This window comes from uncultured Porphyromonas sp., assembly GCF_938046015.1.
Taxonomy (GTDB): Bacteria; Bacteroidota; Bacteroidia; order Bacteroidales; family Porphyromonadaceae; genus Porphyromonas.
Genome location: NZ_CALIXW010000044.1, coordinates 67,087 through 84,223 on the forward strand (window position 1 = coordinate 67,087; position 17,137 = coordinate 84,223).

15 protein-coding genes are annotated in these 17,137 nt (G+C 61.6%); 8 read left to right on the top strand and 7 right to left on the bottom strand.

The annotated features are described in order from the left end of the window. Nucleotides 1-8: 8 nt before the first annotated feature. The 3 genes from Q0248_RS05830 to Q0248_RS05840 form a co-directional block, all read right to left on the bottom strand. Entirely contained in the window at nucleotides 9-860 is an 852-nt protein-coding gene (locus Q0248_RS05830) for an ABC transporter ATP-binding protein (protein ID WP_299320670.1), read from the bottom strand. 379 nt (nucleotides 861-1,239) lie between these two features. After that, nucleotides 1,240-1,986, bottom strand: a complete 747-nt coding sequence (gene fabG / locus Q0248_RS05835; RefSeq protein ID WP_299320672.1) for a 3-oxoacyl-[acyl-carrier-protein] reductase — start codon at nucleotides 1,984-1,986, stop codon at nucleotides 1,240-1,242. 13 nt (nucleotides 1,987-1,999) lie between these two features. Beyond that, complete coding sequence (locus Q0248_RS05840) at nucleotides 2,000-2,602, bottom strand: TetR/AcrR family transcriptional regulator (RefSeq protein WP_299320674.1); 603 nt, start codon at nucleotides 2,600-2,602, stop codon at nucleotides 2,000-2,002. Between the two features lie 1,115 nt (nucleotides 2,603-3,717). On the opposite strand from Q0248_RS05840, the gene pncB reads away from it, so the two are divergent. The 8 genes from pncB (at nucleotide 3,718) to ffh (ending at nucleotide 12,464) form a co-directional block, all read left to right on the top strand. After that, nucleotides 3,718-4,896, top strand: coding sequence for a nicotinate phosphoribosyltransferase (pncB, locus tag Q0248_RS05845; protein ID WP_299320675.1), 1,179 nt, complete (start codon nucleotides 3,718-3,720; stop codon nucleotides 4,894-4,896). A 10-nt stretch (nucleotides 4,897-4,906) separates the two neighbouring features. After that, entirely contained in the window at nucleotides 4,907-5,524 is a 618-nt protein-coding gene (gene nadD / locus Q0248_RS05850) for a nicotinate (nicotinamide) nucleotide adenylyltransferase (RefSeq protein WP_299320677.1), read from the top strand. Between the two features lie 9 nt (nucleotides 5,525-5,533). Next, a complete protein-coding gene (locus Q0248_RS05855) occupies nucleotides 5,534-6,604 on the top strand; it encodes an agmatine deiminase family protein (protein ID WP_299320678.1) in 1,071 nt (356 codons plus the stop codon). A gap of 23 nt (nucleotides 6,605-6,627) precedes the next feature. Next, nucleotides 6,628-7,500 (top strand): carbon-nitrogen hydrolase, encoded by an 873-nt coding sequence (locus tag Q0248_RS05860; protein WP_299320755.1) that lies wholly within the window; start codon nucleotides 6,628-6,630, stop codon nucleotides 7,498-7,500. Between the two features lie 6 nt (nucleotides 7,501-7,506). Further along, the gene (locus Q0248_RS05865; protein ID WP_299320680.1) at nucleotides 7,507-9,489 is read left to right on the top strand and encodes a DNA topoisomerase IV subunit B; all 1,983 of its coding nucleotides are present in this window, start codon (nucleotides 7,507-7,509) and stop codon (nucleotides 9,487-9,489) included. A 96-nt stretch (nucleotides 9,490-9,585) separates the two neighbouring features. After that, nucleotides 9,586-10,713 (top strand): GNAT family N-acetyltransferase, encoded by a 1,128-nt coding sequence (locus tag Q0248_RS05870; protein WP_299320681.1) that lies wholly within the window; start codon nucleotides 9,586-9,588, stop codon nucleotides 10,711-10,713. Nucleotides 10,714-10,721: 8 nt separating this feature from the next. Continuing rightward, nucleotides 10,722-11,075, top strand: a complete 354-nt coding sequence (gene panD / locus Q0248_RS05875) for an aspartate 1-decarboxylase (RefSeq protein WP_299320683.1) — start codon at nucleotides 10,722-10,724, stop codon at nucleotides 11,073-11,075. A 33-nt stretch (nucleotides 11,076-11,108) separates the two neighbouring features. Next, complete coding sequence (gene ffh / locus Q0248_RS05880; RefSeq protein WP_299320684.1) at nucleotides 11,109-12,464, top strand: signal recognition particle protein; 1,356 nt, start codon at nucleotides 11,109-11,111, stop codon at nucleotides 12,462-12,464. A gap of 467 nt (nucleotides 12,465-12,931) precedes the next feature. Here the strand turns inward: ffh and Q0248_RS05885 are convergent, their stop codons facing one another. The 4 genes from Q0248_RS05885 to Q0248_RS05900 are packed head-to-tail and all read right to left on the bottom strand — an operon-like array spanning nucleotide 12,932 to nucleotide 17,088. After that, on the bottom strand, nucleotides 12,932-14,200 hold the full coding sequence (locus Q0248_RS05885; RefSeq protein WP_299320686.1) for a 3-phosphoshikimate 1-carboxyvinyltransferase: 1,269 nt from the start codon (nucleotides 14,198-14,200) through the stop codon (nucleotides 12,932-12,934). After that, nucleotides 14,197-14,694, bottom strand: coding sequence for a GAF domain-containing protein (locus Q0248_RS05890; protein WP_299320687.1), 498 nt, complete (start codon nucleotides 14,692-14,694; stop codon nucleotides 14,197-14,199). Before Q0248_RS05890 ends, Q0248_RS05885 begins: the two co-directional genes overlap by 4 nt. Before the next feature lie 26 nt (nucleotides 14,695-14,720). Continuing rightward, on the bottom strand, nucleotides 14,721-15,935 hold the full coding sequence (locus Q0248_RS05895; protein WP_299320689.1) for an ATP-binding protein: 1,215 nt from the start codon (nucleotides 15,933-15,935) through the stop codon (nucleotides 14,721-14,723). 40 nt (nucleotides 15,936-15,975) lie between these two features. Then, a complete protein-coding gene (locus Q0248_RS05900; RefSeq protein WP_299320691.1) occupies nucleotides 15,976-17,088 on the bottom strand; it encodes a DUF2891 domain-containing protein in 1,113 nt (370 codons plus the stop codon). Between the last annotated feature and the right edge of the window lie 49 nt (nucleotides 17,089-17,137).

Sequence of the window (17,137 nt, forward strand, 5' to 3'; positions counted from 1 at the left end):
GTAGCTACTTACTTGGTGAGATCCTGGGACTGGAGGGCGGAGAGCACGGCAGGACGTGCCGCGAGCAGCGCGTTGAAGAAGAGCTCCATGCTGAAGTCCTCAGCCTCCTCATCCGCGCCACGAGCGAAGACACCCAGTAGGCCCAGTGGAGACTGCTCGGTATAGAGTGGCTGGCTCGTCTCGCCTGGCTGAACGGGGGCAAAGCGCAGGCGCGAGGCGATCTCGCTGACCGTAGCCTGGCAGATGATCGCTCCCTGCTCCAGCACCAGGACGCTATCGATGATCTGCTCCAGGTCACGCACCTGATGCGTGCTGATGATGATCGTCTGCTCCTCGCTGGTGTACTGGGCGAGGACGCGGCGGAATTCGCTCTTGGACGGGATGTCCAGCCCATTGGTCGGCTCGTCCATCAGCAGCAGGGGCACGCGCAGTGCTAGGGCAAAGGCGATCAGCGCCTTCTTCTTCTGCCCCTGCGAGATCTTCTTGAGGTTCATCTCAGGGCTGAGGGAGAAGATCTGCAGCAGTTCGCGCCCCAGCGCTGCATCATAGCTGGGGTAGAAGGCACCGTTGACCTCGAAGAACTTGGCGATGCTGATCGAGGGCACGGCGACCTCCTCGGGCAGGAGGTAGACCTGCTGCAGGAAGGAGACCTGACGGCGCTTGGGGTCATACCCGAGCACCTCCAGCTGACCCGACTGCCGGAGCAGCTGACCGGTGAGGAGCTTGAGCAGCGTCGTCTTGCCCTCTCCGTTGCGTCCCAGCAGCCCCATGATCGAGCCCTGCCCGAGCTCGAGTCCCAGCCCTCGGAAGACCTTGCGGCTACGAGTGTAGCCGAACTCTAATCCTTGTACGTGTATCATATCTTTTGTTTGCGTTAAGTGTGTCACTTACTAATCACACAGCAAAGGTAATCATTATATCAACACAATGATACACTGACAGCAAAGACGCAGTGTACTAAGTGACTACACAGAGAACAGCCCCTCCTAAAGGGTCAGCAGCGCTCCGAGTTAGCTCAACCCAGCAGCCTAGAGCTAGGGGCAGCACTGCTCCAGCAATAGGCACCTCGACCTCCCCTCATTAGGAAGCCCCGCATCCGCTGCATAGGGAGCGCGGCGTCCCACCCTAGGGGCGCAGCAACACAGGCACTGAGCGAGACCAATGCACAAGGCCCCCGACTGCAGCGTTGCAGTCGGGGGCCTTGTGTCTTTTCCTTGGAGGGAAGCTAAGCCAAGCGGCCTACATGTTCATCCCACCGCAGACATGGATCGTCTGCCCCGTGACGTAGGAGGAGAGATCGCTGGCGAGGAAGGTAGCCACATTGGCCACATCCTCGGGCGTACCGCCACGACGGAGGGGGATCTGAGCCTCCCACTGCTTGCGTACCTCATCGCTGAGAGCGTGCGTCATGTCGGTGATGATGAAGCCTGGAGCGATCGAGTTGGCACGCACCCCGCGCGAGCCGAGCTCCTTGGCAATGCTCTTCGCCAGACCGATCATACCAGCCTTGGAGGCGGAGTAGTTCGTCTGCCCCGCGTTGCCCGAGACCCCAACGACGGAGGCCATGTTGATGATGCTACCGGCCTTCTGCTTGAGCATGACGGGCGTGACGGCGTGGATGAGGTTGAAGGCAGACTTGAGGTTGACGTTGATCACCAGGTCCCACTGCTCCTCGGTCATACGCATCATCAGGCCGTCGCGCGTGATCCCTGCGTTATTGACCAGTACGTCGACACGGCCGAAGTCAGCGAGCACCTCCTCGACCAGCTTGTGCGCGTCGTCGAAGTTGGCAGCGTTGGAGGCATAGGCCTTAGCCTTGACGCCGAGGCCCTTGAGCTCCTCGATGAAGGCCTCTACGGTCTCGTCGATCTTGAGGTCAGTGATGACGACATTGGCACCCTCCTGGGCGTACTTCAGTGCTATGGCACGACCGATACCGCGACCGGCCCCGGTGACGATGGCCACCTTGTCTTTGAGTAGATTCATAGGATATGATGTATTACGGATTGTTATCTAGTGCTGTGGAGCTAGCAGGCTGGAGCTCGTGACGCGGGTCGAGCCCGTGGAGCAGGAGGTGACGCACCACAGCGCGTATCTCCTCGATCGTACCATAGGTGCGATAGGCCCCGCTGATGAAGGGTACTTCCATACCCTTGACCATATTCTGCAGCAGGTAGGCCATGAGGCGCGCATTGGGGATCTGCAGGATCCCTACCCTATTACCTGCGTCGAGGATATCCTCGAACTGCTGCACCTCCTTGCGGTCGAAGTCGCTACGCACCTGCTCCACGAGCTCGATGTCGCGGAAGAACTCAGCGCGGAGCGAGCCGTTGCGCAGCACCAGGTCCTTCATCTTATAGAGGTGGGTCAGCATCATCGTCATGATCTTCTCCTCGGGGCTCAGGGTCAGGCGACGCACCAGCTCAAGGTCATGCCACAGGCGATCGAGCTCGCGCTCGATGACGGCGTGGAAGATCTCGTCCTTGTTGCGGAAGTAGGTGTAGAGCGTGCGGCGACCCTTGTTCGAGGCGTCGGCAATATCGTTCATCGTCGTATTGGTGAAGCCAACACGAGCGAAGAGCTGTCTTGCGACTTCGATCATAAGGTCCTTGGTCTTAACGACAGTCGACATGCCTGAACTGAATGTACCCTCCTTGAGTGAGGTCTGTAATGATACTGTGCTGTGATACGAATGGCGCTCCGATATAGCTTAGCGTCCAATTGCAAAGGTAGGTAAAATTGCGCACATACCCCTGAAACGTGCAATCGCCCACCCCTCGTCCTGCTCCCTCAGCCCCTAAGCGCTGCACAGAGTCCCTAGCCCGTCCAGCCCTCACCCCAGCCTTTGACCGAGCTCCTCAACCCAGCCCGATAGCCCCCCTTATATAAGGTAGACAAAGTGCCCCCACCTCCCTACCGCCGCTGATGCGGCACATACTCCAAAGCCAACAAAGGGATAGAGCCTTCTACGCTTCACGAAGGGGTAGACCGTACTGAATGAGTTGGGCTTGTATTAGCCTTGCTCTGACAAGAGGGACAAGCCCCATCGGGGCAACCCCTTCAAAGCCCAGGGTGCGCAGCCCTGCAAGGGCGACCAAACCCTGGGTAGTCTAGGTAAATAGGTAGAGAGCCCTACAGGGGCGACCCTCAAAACGTTCGTAGCGCTGAGTAGCACCGCTTTGCCTACGATCTTACCTTGCCTTGAGGGTCGCCCCGGTAGGGCTCTCTAAGTATGGGGACGCGTGACCCAGGGTTCCGTCACGCTTACAGCATTCCCTCCCCCTGGGCTTTGAAGGGGTCGCCCCGCTGGGGCTTGCGCAGCCGCTTATCCTTGCCTGAGCGCTGGGCTCACGCTAGGGGAGCTGTATCAGAAGTCCTGCCTTAGAGCTACCCGCAGTCTCTGCGCACGGAGCTGCTTCTGAATGGGGCGGGCGTATGAGGGATATCCATAAGGGGGCTGAGGGATATCCCTCACGGAGCTGAGAGACGTCCCTGAGGGTGCTGACTGATACCAGTGAGGAAGCCCCCGAGCAAGGCGGGGCGAGCCCCTGGTCTGCAGCGGGCAAAGGGGCGAAGGGGGGCAGACGGGCGCTTCCTCTAGGTCATCGGGAGGCGCCAGCCAAGCACCCGACAGGGAGACAAGCCGCACGGCTGCGGCCTTTTGCGTACCTTTGTGCTCAAATTAGATTTACCCATACTCCACCCAATAGACACGATATGGCGATCATCCGTAGCATCCTCGATACCGACCTATATAAGTTCACCACGAGCTACGCCTACTCCAAGCTCTACCCCAGAGCCTACGGGCAATTCCGCTTCATCGACCGCGCGAAGACCCGCTACCCTGAGGGCTTCGCCGAGCTGCTGCACGAGGAGCTGCAGCAGATGGCCCAGCTACAGCTGACGCGCGACGAGGCACAGTTCCTCGCCCGCGAGCTTCCTTACCTTCCCCCTACCTATATAGACTTCGTCCGCGGCTTCCGCTTTGACCCCGACGAGGTCCACATCAGCCAGGATGAGGAGGGGCAACTCAGCATCGTAGCCGAGGGTCTGCTCTACCGCGTGACCCTCTGGGAGACCCCCATCCTCGCCCTCGTGAGCGAGCTCTACTACAAGGTACTGGGCGTAGAGCCCGACCTAGCCTATGCTGAGCAGAGCATCATCGCCAAGGCGCAGCGCCTCAAGGAGGAGGGCATCACCTTCTCAATGTTCGGCATGCGCCGCCGCTTCAGCTCCGACATCGAGGACCGTGTGACACGCCTCCTCAAGGAATACTCGGGGACGAACTTCTACGGTACGAGCAACGTGTACTTCGCCTACAAGCACGGGCTGCGCGTCTCGGGGACCCACCCCCACGAGTGGGTACAGTTCCACGGTGCGATGTTCGGCTACAAGATGGCCAACTACATGGCCATGGAGGACTGGATCAATGTCTACGATGGCGACCTGGGTACGGTGCTGACCGACACCTATACGACGGATGTCTTCATGCAGAACTTCAGCAAGAAGCACGCGATGCTCTTCACGAGCCTGCGCCACGACAGCGGCGACCCGCTGCTCTTCGCCGATAAGGTCATCGCCCGTTACCGCGAGCTGCGCGTCGACCCGCAGATCAAGTACATCATCTTCTCCGACAGCCTCGACGCCGAGCGTGCCATCGAGATCGCCAAGCACTGCAAGGGCCGCATCGGCACCAGCTTCGGCATCGGGACGAACTTCTCCAATGACGTCGGCGCGGGCATACAGCCGATGAACATCGTCATGAAGCTGTGGAAGTGCAAGATGACGGAGAAGGACAAGTGGCACCCCTGTGTCAAGCTCAGCGACGTCGATGGCAAGCACACGGGCGAGCCCGAGGAGATCGACCTGGCGCAGCGTACCCTAGGACTGATCTAGCCCTACCCTCGTGCCGCAGCGACAGCCTCAGCCTCGGTGGGTATGCCTCTACTTCGGCTCCTTCAACCCGCTCCACCAGACCCACCTCCAGCTCGCCCACTACGCGCTGGAGCGCCTAGGCTGTGACGAGCTCTGGCTGGTGCTCAGCCCCCTCAACCCACACAAGGAGGCGGGCACGCTGCTCCCCTTCGACTGGCGCGCCGCCTACATCGAGCGCGCTCTAGCGGCCGAGGAGCGCATACGGCTCTGCTGCATCGAGGCCGAGCTAGGGGCTCCGCACTACACCCTGCGCACCATAGAGGCGCTACGCCAGCGACACCCCGAGCTGGACTTCTCTCTGCTCATCGGCGGTGACAACCTCGAGGGGATCTCCCGCTGGTACCACTGGGAGGAGCTCCTCCGCTCGACCCAGCTCTACGTCTACCCCCGAGGCCAGGAGCCCCTCCTGATGCCCGAGCTGCCCGAGGGCGCCCGCGTGCCCATCCTCTGCCAGGATGCCCCGCGCTCCAGCCTCTCGGCCACCCAGCTGCGGGCTGCCGCCCTCCGAGGCGAGGACAGACGCAGCGAGAGCGCCGTCCCCGAGCTGTGGGACGACTTTGTTCACCAAGTACAAGCATTACAGCACTAAGCAGAATAGATGCCTGCCAAGATTCACTTCATCCCCGAGTGGGCCGAGCTAGACCTCGTGCTCCTCACCTGGCCCAACGACGACATGGACTGGGCCTACATGCTCCCCGAGGTAGAGCGCTGCTATACCGATATAGCCCGCACGCTCCTCGACTGGGTCGATGTGCTCATCCTAGCGCGTGACCCCGAGCGTGTACGTGCGCTCGTCGCCCCCGAGGGTCGTCCTCATCAGCTCTTCCTCATGGAGGCGGAGAACAACGATACCTGGTGCCGCGACTACGCGCCCCTCTCCCTATATGTAGAGGACGAGGAGGGCAAGCGCCACCCACGCATCCTTGACTTTACCTTCAATGGCTGGGGGATGAAGTTCGCCGCCAATAAGGACAACCTCATCAGCCGCGCCCTCTACCTGGCGCGCGTCTTCCGTCCTGAGGTCGGCTACAGCAATGCGCTGAGCGTGACCTTCGAGGGCGGAGGCATAGAGACCGACGGCGAGGGCACCCTGATGACCACGGAGAGCGTCCTCTACGAGCCCAACCGCAACTCGGGCCTCGACGAGGCCGTCCTGCGCGACTACCTCATGAGCCTACTCGGTGGAGAGCGCCTCATCGCGCTGGAGAACGGCGAGCTGGAGGGGGACGACACCGATGGTCATATCGACACCCTAGCCCGCTTCCTCTCCCCTACCCAGATCGCCTATGTAGGCTGCAGTGACGGCCACGACAGCCACTACCATGCGCTGCGTCGTATGCGTGAGGAGCTGGAGGCGCTGCGTACCCCAGCGGGGCAGCCCTACGAGCTCGTGGAGCTTCCCCTACCCCCTGCTATCTATGACGAGGAGGGGCAGCGTCTACCAGCGACCTACGCCAACTTCCTCTTCGCTGGCAAGGCGCTCCTCGTGCCTACCTACGGCGAGCCCACCGACGAGCCCGCACTGGAGGCTCTGCGCCGCGCCCTGCCCGAGCATACGATCGTAGGGGTGAACTGCCGCGCCCTCATCTACCAGCACGGTAGCCTACACTGCGCTACGATGCAGTTCCCCAAGGGCTTTATCAACAAGAATAAATGGAGCGAAAACTAAGCATGGCACAGGAAGCACGCACGCTGAAGGTCGGCATCATCCAGCAGGCCAATAGCGCGGATCACGCGCAGAATAAGGAGCGCCTACAGGCCTCCATCCGTCAGGCCGCAGCCCAGGGCGCCGAGCTCGTCGTCCTGCAGGAGCTGCACAACGGCCTTTACTTCTGCCAGACGGAGGACGTCCACGTCTTCGACCAGGCAGAGCCCATCCCTGGGCCCAGCACCGAGGAGTACGGCGCCCTAGCGCGCGAGCTGGGGATCGTGCTCGTTCTCTCGCTCTTCGAGCGTCGTGCCGCAGGCCTCTACCACAATACCTCCGTCGTATTGGAGCGTGACGGCTCCATCGCTGGGAAGTACCGCAAGATGCACATCCCCGACGACCCCGCCTACTACGAGAAGTTCTACTTCACCCCTGGCGACCTCGGCTTCGAGCCCATAGAGACCTCCGTCGGCACCCTCGGGGTGCTGGTCTGCTGGGATCAGTGGTACCCCGAGGCAGCGCGTCTGATGGCTCTGGCAGGTGCCGAGCTGCTCATCTACCCCACCGCCATCGGCTGGGAGAGCAGCGATGTCGCCAGCGAGCAGCAGCGTCAGAGTGATGCCTGGCAGCTCGTACAGCGCGGGCACGCCGTAGCTAATGGACTGCCCGTCATCACAGTCAATCGCGTGGGGCACGAGGCAGATCCCTCGGGGCAGACAGGCGGCATACAGTTCTGGGGACGCAGCTTCGTCACGGGGCCTCAGGGCGAGCTGGTCACAGAGCTCGGGCAGGAGGAGGCCATCGCCGTCGTCGAGGTCGACCTCAGCCGTAGCGAGCGCGTACGCCGCTGGTGGCCCTTCCTACGTGACCGCCGTATCGACGCCTTCGAGGACCTCACCAAGCGCTACCGCCGCTAAGCCACGATGAAGGAGACCAAGGACACGGAGCTACTGGCCGCGGGGACGACCGTGGGCTATAGCGACAGCGACATAAAGACCCTAGAGTGGGACGAGCATATCCGCCGCCGTCCAGGGATGTACATAGGCAAGCTGGGCGATGGCTCGCATGCCGATGATGGGATCTACGTGCTCCTCAAGGAGGTCCTCGACAACTCCATCGACGAATACGTCATGGGTGCGGGGAAGCGTATCGAGATCAGCATCCAGGACGGGCTGGTGACCGTGCGCGACTACGGCCGCGGCATCCCCCTAGGCAAGCTCATCGACGCCACGAGCAAGATGAACACTGGGGGTAAGATCGACTCCAAGGCCTTCAAGAAGTCCGTCGGGCTCAACGGCGTAGGGATCAAGGCCGTCAATGCCCTCTCCATCCACTGCGAGATCACCGTCTGGCGTGACGGCCTGACCAAGACCGTACGCTACTCCCACGCGCGTCTCCTAGAGGAGACCGAGGCCGTACCGAGTGATGAGCCCTCAGGGACACAGGTCACCTTCCGCCCCGACGCCGAGCTTTTCAAGGGCTATGCCTACAAGGACGAGTACGTCGAGGCCATGGTGAAGAACTATGCCTTCCTCAACGCCGGGCTTACCCTCCTATATAATAAGCGCCGCTACCTATCCAAGCGTGGCCTAGCAGACCTCCTCGAGGAGAACCTCACCGAGGAGGCCCTCTACCCCATCATTCATCTCAAGGACGACGACGTCGAGATCGTGCTGACGCACACGGCGCAGGTGGGCGAGGACTTCTACAGCTTCGTTAACGGGCAGAACACCACGCAGGGCGGTACGCACCTCTCGGCCTTCAAGGAGGCCGTAGCCCGCGTCATCAAGGACTTCTTCGGCAAGAACTACGACTACCGAGACATCCGCTACGGCATGAGTGCCGCCATCAGCATCAAGATCGAGGAGCCCGTCTTCGAGAGCCAGACCAAGACCAAGCTCGGCTCCAAGGACATGGAGCCCGACGGGCGGAGCATACAGAAGTTCCTCAACGACTTCCTCGGCAAGGAGCTGGACAACTACCTGCACATGCACCCCGAGGACACGGCGGCCGTCATGCAGCAGAAGATCCAGGAGAGCGAGCGTGAGCGCAAGAGCCTCAGCGGCGTGGCGAAGATCGCCCGCGAGCGAGCCAAGAAGGCCAGCCTGCACAACAAGAAGCTCCGCGACTGCACCGTCCACCTCAACGACCCCAAGGCCAAGGACCCCGAGCGCACCAGCATCTTCATCACCGAGGGGGACTCCGCCAGCGGCTCCATCACAACCTGCCGCGACCCGAACTATCAGGCCGTCTTCAGTCTCCGTGGGAAGCCGCTGAACAGCTATGGACTCGGCAAGAAGGTCGTGTATGAGAACGAGGAGTTCAACCTTCTGCAGGCGGCGCTCAACATCGAGGACGGCCTCGACGGCCTACGCTACAATCGCGTGATCATCGCCACCGATGCCGACGACGACGGGATGCACATACGTCTGTTGCTGATCACCTTCTTCCTCCAGTTCTTCCCAGAGCTGGTACGCCGCGGGCATGTCTTCATCCTCGAGACGCCGCTCTTCCGCGTCTTCCTCCCCAAGGAGCAGCGCAAGTCCGACAACTTCATGCACGCCGCCAGCGCCTCAGCTAAGAAGAAGGGACGCAGCCGCAAGAAGGCGGGTGAGGAGCAGCCCAGCCAGGAGCCCGAGGTGACCAACATCTACTGCTACAACGAGGCACAGAAGCAGGAGGCCCTACGCCAGCTCGGCCCGCGCGCCCTCGTCACCCGATTTAAGGGACTCGGGGAGATCTCGCCCGAGCAGTTCAAGGACTGGATCACGGAGGAGAATATCAAGCTCGACCCCATACGTCTACGCAAGGAGGACAATCTGAGCAACCTCTTGATGTTCTACATGGGTAAGAATACCCCCGAGCGTCAGGGCTTCATCATCGACAACCTGGTCATGGACGAGTGAGCGGCAGCGGGGCATCGCCCCTTTTGCCGTATCTTTGTCGCTCAATAGAAGGATATCCGCGTCTGCCCCAGGTGGGCGCCCAGCTAGCAATACACTATGTCAGTTGAGATACGACAGATCACGGAGAAGTCTGATATGCGCAAGTTCGTGCGCTTCAACCTCCAGCTATATCGTGGCAATCCCTACCACGTCCCCGGGCTCATCGAGGATGAGCTGCTGACGCTCGACCCCGCCCGCAACCCCGCATTCAAGTTCTGCGAGGCGGCCTACTTCCTCGCCTATCGCGAGGGCAAGATCGTCGGTCGTATCGCAGGGATCATCAACCACCGCGCCAACGAGACGTGGAATCAGAACAATGCCCGCTTCGGCTTCGTCGACTTCATCAACGACGCTGAGGTCGTCGATGCCCTCTTCAAGGCCGTATCGGACTGGGCCCGCGCTCGCGGTAAGGAGATGCTGCAGGGTCCCATGGGCTTCTCTGATCTCGACCACGAAGGGATGCTCATCGAGGGCTTTGACCAGCTCGGAACCATGGCCACGATCTACAACTACGCCTACTACCCCAAGCACATGGTACGTATGGGCTTCGTCAAGGATCAGGACTGGCACGAGTTCAAGATCATCATCCCCGACGCCATCCCCGAGAAGCACCAGCGCATCGCCGAGCTCGTGCGTAAGAAGTACGGCCTCAAGGTGCTCAAGTTCAAGAACCAGGCGGAGATCATGCCCTACGCACACCGTATCTTCGACACGCTGAACCAAGCCTACTCCGTCCTCTACGGCGTCTCCGAGCTCTCCCGTGACCAGATCGACTACTACGTACGTATGTATATCCCGATGCTGCGCTACGACTTCGTCACGGTCATCGTCCGCGAGGAGGACGACAAGGTCGTAGGCTTCGGCATCACGCTGCCCAACCTCAGCCGTGCGCTGCAGAAGGCTAAGGGCAGCCTCTTCCCCTTCGGCTGGATACACCTACTGCGCGCCCTGAAGATGAAGAACCCTATCGTCGACCTCTACCTCATCGGCGTCATCCCAGAGTACCAGAATAAGGGCGTCAACGCCCTGCTCTTCGATGACCTCATCCCCATCTTCCACAAGAATGGGGTCAAGTACGCCGAGAGCAACCCCGAGCTAGAGACTAACGCCGCCGTACAGATGCAGTGGAACTATTTCGAGCGCAAGCACCACAAGACCCGCCGCGCGTGGATCAAAGAACTCTAATTTGAATTATGCTCATCGAACTACTCAAGTCCAAGATACACCGAGTCACCGTCACCGAAGCCAACCTTAACTATATAGGGAGCATCACCATTGACGAGGAGCTCCTCGAGGCGGCTAACCTGATCCCAGGCGAGAAGGTGCAGATCGTCAACAACAACAATGGCGCACGCCTGGAGACCTACGTCATCCGTGGCGAGCGTGGCTCGGGCGTCGTCTGCCTCAATGGAGCAGCAGCACGCCTCGTACAGCCTGGCGATGTCGTCATCATCATGGCCTACGCCTGGATGGACGCCGAGGAGGCCAAGACCTTCCAGCCCGCAGTAGTATTCCCCGACAGCACGACCAATAGGCTCGTGCGCTAGTGTCATCACGGATCCCCTTAATAAGAGATAGATATGTTTGAGAACCTGAGTGAGCGCCTAGAGCGCTCCTTCAAGCTCCTCAAGGGTGAGGGCAAGATCACCGAGCTCAACGTCGCCGAGACCCTCAAGGACGTACGACGCGCCCTCCTCGAGGCCGACGTCAACTACAACGTCGCCAAGAAGTTCACCGAGGACGTCAAGGAGAAGGCCCTCGGCCAGGACGTCCTGACCGCCGTCCGCCCAGGCGAACTGATGGTGAAGATCGTCCACGACGAGCTCGCCAAGCTGATGGGTGGTGCCGCCAGCGAGATCCGCCTCGAGGGCTCCCCCGCCATCATCCTCATGTCGGGTCTACAAGGCTCGGGGAAAACGACCTTCTCAGGTAAGCTGGCCACCCTGCTGAAGACGAAGCAGGCCAAGAAGCCGCTCCTCGTGGCGGCCGACGTCTACCGCCCTGCTGCGATCGAGCAGCTGCGCGTGCTGGCGGAGCAGATCGGCGTCCCCGTCTACTACGACCTCGAGAGCAAGGACCCCGTGGCGATCGCTCGCCGAGGGATCGCTGAGGCCATGAGTCAGGGCTGCAATGTCGTGATCATCGACACCGCGGGTCGCCTCGCAGTAGACGAGGAGATGATGCGCGAGATCCAGGCGATCAAGGAGGCCGTACGCCCCAGCGAGACGCTCTTCGTCGTCGACTCGATGACGGGGCAGGACGCAGTGAACACAGCCAAGGCCTTCAACGACCGTCTCAACTTCGACGGCGTCGTCCTCACCAAGCTCGACGGGGACACACGTGGCGGGGCTGCCCTCTCCATCCGTACCGTCGTCGATAAGCCCATCAAGTTCGTCGGGATGGGCGAGAAGATGGACGCGCTGGATGTCTTCCACCCCGAGCGTATGGCCGACCGCATCCTCGGCATGGGTGATATCGTCTCGCTCGTAGAGCGCGCACAGCAGATCTACGACGAGCGCGAGGCACGACGTCTGGAGGAGCGCATCGCCAAGGATCAGTTCGACTTCAACGACTTCCTAGCCCAGATCCAGCAGATCAAGAAGATGGGCAACATCAAGGACCTCGCGGCCATGATCCCTGGCGTAGGCAAGGCCCTCAAGGATATCGACATCAAGGACGATGCCTTCAAGAGTATCGAGGCCATCATCTACTCGATGACGCCCGAGGAGCGCACCAAGCCCCACATCCTCGACGGGCACCGCCGCAAGCGTATCGCTGCGGGGAGCGGCACCTCGGTGCAGGACGTCAACAAGCTTCTCACGCAGTTCACCCAGACGCGCAAGATGATGAAGAGCCTGCAGGGCTTCAAGGGCGGCAAGATGCCCAAGATGCCTAAGCTCCCCAAGATGCCTGGCGGCGGTCGCTTCGGCTTCTAAGCCGCGCCGCCTCGAGCTTCGGTCACGACCGAGCCCCACACCTCATCAGCCCAAGTACTCCTCGCCTTAGTGGCGGGCAGTGCTTGGGCTGAGTCTTTTTAGTAGGCGCTACTACTCCGCTCGTTTCCCTAGCGCCTAGCCTTCCTCCAGACGGACAAGCAGCCTTCCATGACAAAGAGAAGCGCGCCCCCAGCCTCAAGGACTGGGGGCGCGCTTGCTTAATAGAGCAAAGGAAGGGCGTCGCAGCAAGAGGAAAGGCTAAGGCCAGCCTCGCGAGGGGCATCCCTCAGCCTCCTGACTGATAGCCCTCACGGAGCTGACTGACGTCCCTCACGGGGCTAACTGATATCCCTCAGCAGCCCCTCCCTTATCCTTGAGCTTCGCTGGCATAGCTTCGTCACCTCGCGCTGTCTAAGGATGAGGCAGGGCTGGGCTAGCAGTGACTACGGCAGCCTTAGGGAACACAGCTAGCGCAGCTGCAGGACGGAATCGAGCTGCTGCCAGTAGCTGGGGAAGCTCTTAGCCACGACCTCTGTGTCCGCGATCTGCAGCCCGGGATGCTTCAGCGCCAGCAACGCCAGCGCCATAGCCATGCGGTGATCGCGATAGGTAGCCAGCGTAGGCAGGGGATCACCCGCCGTGAGCTTCGTCGGTCGCCCCGCGTAACTGAGATGATCTACGCCTAGCTCGAGGCCGTAGCCGAGCTTCGCTAGTTCGGTCACGAGGGCCGTGAGGCGGTCGGACTCCTTGAGCCGTAGATGGGCAACGCCAGTAAAGTGGAAGGGGAGGCCAAGGGCACAGCCGAGGACAGCGAAGCTCGGGACAAGGTCAGGGCAGCTGTTGAACTCCCAACGCATTTCCCCTATGCTCGGAGCAGCCTCGTGCCGCAGCAGGATGCCCTCTTCCTGCACCTCACTCCGCACACCGAGGAGGGCAAAGCGACCCAGCAGCGCCTCACTATCTCCCTGCAGAGAGGGATAGCGCAGCCTGCTGAGGAAGCAGCTCGAACCCAAGGGGAGGAGCTTCGTCAGGACATAGGCATAGGAGGCAGCACTCCAGTCCGCTTCATCTCGGAGCGGCTGGACTTTGCTCCTCTGGTCTTTACCAAGGTAGTGGTAACGCGTCCCCTCCTGCTGCCAGCGATAGCCCACCTCCCCAAGGAGCTGCAGGGTCATCGCCGCATAGGGAGCTGAGGCAAGCGGCTTATCCCCCAGCTCGATACAGTAGCCTGGGCTTAGTCGAGGGGAGAGGAGCAAGAGAGCACTAAGATACTGCGAACTAGAGGAGGCGTCCAGCTCCAGCAGCTCGCCCTCCAGCCGCGAGGGAGCGATCACAAGGGGCGGGAAGCCCTCCGCCTCGAGGTAGCTGATGTCTGCACCCGCTCCACGGAGGGCCGTGACCAGCGGCGCGATCGGGCGCTCGTGCTGTCGGTCCGCGCCCTCGAGGCGTAGCGGGTAGTGTGTCGTCGCCGCAAGGTAGGCCGTCAGGAAGCGCATAGCCGTACCCGAGGCGCCTACATGGATGACGGGTTCTCCGCGGCGATGCGCCTCGAGGGCCGAGACGAGTACGCGTATATCCTCGGGCGTATCGGCGTCGAGCTCGAGGGGTAGCAGCGCCCCACCCTCCTCCAACGCATGGAGCAGAAGGCGCCGTGCCGTGAGGCTCTTGGAGCTGGGTAGTCTCCAATGAAGGTGCTGCGGGCTCGTAAGCTCCCGAGGATGTAGGCTAAGCGTCATCGCACAGGGGGGAAGAGCGGACTAAGAAGCGCCACGTAGCGCTCCAGGGCGGGGGCATCGAGCTCCGCAGTGAAGTCCTCCAGCTCGTCGCTGTCGATATCGAGGACGGCGACGACACGGCCCGAGGCGTCGTGCACGGGGACGACAATCTCGCTACGAGAGGCCGAGCTGCAGGCGATATGCCCAGGGAAAGCCTCGACGTCAGGGACGGCGAGTGTCCTATCCTCCGCCCAAGCCGTGCCGCAGACACCACGGCCACGGCGTATGCGCGTGCAGGCGATGTCTCCCTGGAAGGGGCCTAGGATGAGCTCCTCCCCCTCGACGAGGTAGAAGCCTACCCAGAAGAAGCCGAAGGTCTGACGTAGGGCGGCGGCAAAGTTCGCAAGGTTCGGGAGGAGTAGCGGCTCACTAGAGAGGAGCGCGGCGAGCTGCGGGTAGAGCTCTTCGTAGCGCGTACGGCGATCGGTGCCGCTTAGCTTGAGTTCTTCGGCCATATAATTAAGGGGAATGGTGATGGGCTTTAGCTGGGGAGGCGATCCAGCTCGATGCGGAAGGTCGTGCCAACGCCAGGCGTGGAGCGCAGGACGTAGATACGCCCCTTGTGGTACTCCTCTATGATGCGCAGCGCCAGCGAAAGGCCGAGCCCCCAGCCACGCTGGCGGGTCGTCACCCCAGGGCGGAAGATACGGCGCAGCTCGCCCTTAGGGATCCCCTTGCCCGTATCGGTGATGTCGACAAAGACGCGGTCCGAGCCCAGCTGATAAGCGAAGCTGATCGTCCCCTTGCCCTGCATGGCGTCGACAGCGTTCTTGATCAGATTCTCGAAGACCCAAGCGATCAGCGGCTCACTGAGTGAGACGAGGATAGGTTCCTCGGGCGCTTCGGGCGGGACGAGCTCGACCTTGCGCGAGATACGTGGCTGCATGTAGTGCAGGGCGCGCAGCAGCACCTCATGCAGGTCCAGGGTCTGCAGCTTGGTCGCCGAGCCGATCTTCTGGAAGCGGTCGGCGATGATGCCGAGGCGCTCGATGTCCTTGCCCATCTCCTCGGTGACCATGGGCTCGGTGCCCATGCTCTCGAGGTACTCCTTCCAGGCCATGAGGGAGGAGATGGGCGTACCGAGCTGGTGCGCCGTCTCACGGGAGAGCCCTTCCCAGAGGCGGTTCTGATCGGAGCGCTTGAGGGAGATGATGGCCACGAGTGCCACCAGCAGGAAGAGGACGAAGCCCCCCAGCTGAATGTAGGGGAAGATCGTCAGGTAGCGCAGCCCATTGCTATCCGAATAGTAGACGTACTGCGGGGAAGCCGTCTCGGAGATAACGATGGGGGGATAGCCGCCGCGCATGCGGGCCAGCTCGCGCTGTAGGTAGCGCTCTGCCCCCTCGTCGGGCAGGTCGATATTGTTGTAGCTGATGATGACGCCATCACGGTCGGTGACGATGATGGGGATGGCGGTATTAGCCTCCAGGATACGATAGAGGTAGGTCATCGTCATATCCTGGTCGTAGGAGTTGGTGGCGCGCACGGCGTTGGTCCACATCTCCAGCTTCTCATGCTCCTCGAGGGCGATCTTGGCCACGAGCCGATCGGAGACGAAGAGCGAGAGGACGGAGAAGAGGACGGAGGAGATGATCAGCGCGATGCGTATGTAGCTATGCCTATTGATCCATAGGCCTCCGCCTCGTAGCCAGCTCTCGAGGAGACGCTGGGCGCGCTGGTATAGGGAGTGCTTCACCTAAGGGGGAGTTTGCGTCCAGACTAAGGATGTCGAGAGGCTACTGCTTGCCCTGGAGCACCTCGTCGGCATAGCGGGCGAAGCTCGCCAGCCAGTGGTCACCGCCGTAGCCCGAGGCGAAGATCTGCTCCATCCCCTGGCGGTAGAAGGTCGGGGCCATACGCTCCAGTCGCTGACGCAGTTTGTCACGCTGAGGCAGGGCACGCGCCACACGCGCCATCGTCCAGGCGCGGGTGAAGGAGAGCCCAACGAGGTGGACGATCGTGTAGTCTGTCAGGTCTGTGATCACCAGCGGCTGGCAGAGGCGGTCCAGCCCCTCGGCGGTGAAGTAGCGGCTCAGCCAGCGGCGATATTCCCCAGGCTCGAGGACGCGCGTCATGAGGTCGGCCGTCATCAGCGCAGGGGAGATGAAGTCCGTGGCGTTGGGCTCTAGGTGCGCTGGGATGCGCTTGTCCCCCAGGTAGAGCTCCCGGGCCTTGGCGACGAGGGCGGTCTCGAAATCTCGGTCTCCTCGCTCACGGGCGTAGTCGAGGGCGAAGCCTAGGGCGAAGCCTAGGGCGAAGGCGGAGTTGGAGTGCGTGCCGATACGATTGGGGTAATGCATCTTCGGCAGGTAGGCCTTCCACTTGGCGACGATCTTATCGGCGAGAATGTCTACCGCCTGACTCCAGCCCTTGGCCTTGTCCCTGAGCTCGGCGTCCTCCGAGCGTGTGAGCAGGTGCAGCTGGCGCGAGAGCTGCAGCAGCCAGGCCCAGCCGTAGGTGCGCTCGAAGGTGCCCGCGAGCTTGCGGTCGAAGTAAGCGGCCTCACCGCGCATCTTCTCCGCTGTCAGGTTCGCATCCAGAGCGGCGATGATCTCACGACGCAGGCCAAGCTGGGGCTGCGTGGCCAGGACCTCCACCAGCATCCAGTGGCTGTGCACCGAGCTGTGCCAGTCGAAGCTGCCGTAGAAGGCGGGATGCAGATCCCGCGGCGATAGACAGAGCTCCGTGCTGTCGAGTTGGATGTGGCTCGTCTTATTGGGGTACTCGACGAAGATATTCTTGAGCGGCATGGCCACTAGGCGCTGCAGCTCATCGGCACTCGTCAGCTGCTGCGCTAGCCCCAGCTGGGGCAGGAGCGTGAGGGCGAGGAGGGAGGCAAACTTCTTCATAGGGCAGAGTGTAGGGTAGACCTAGGGATAGAGCGCTAGCGTAGCGCCT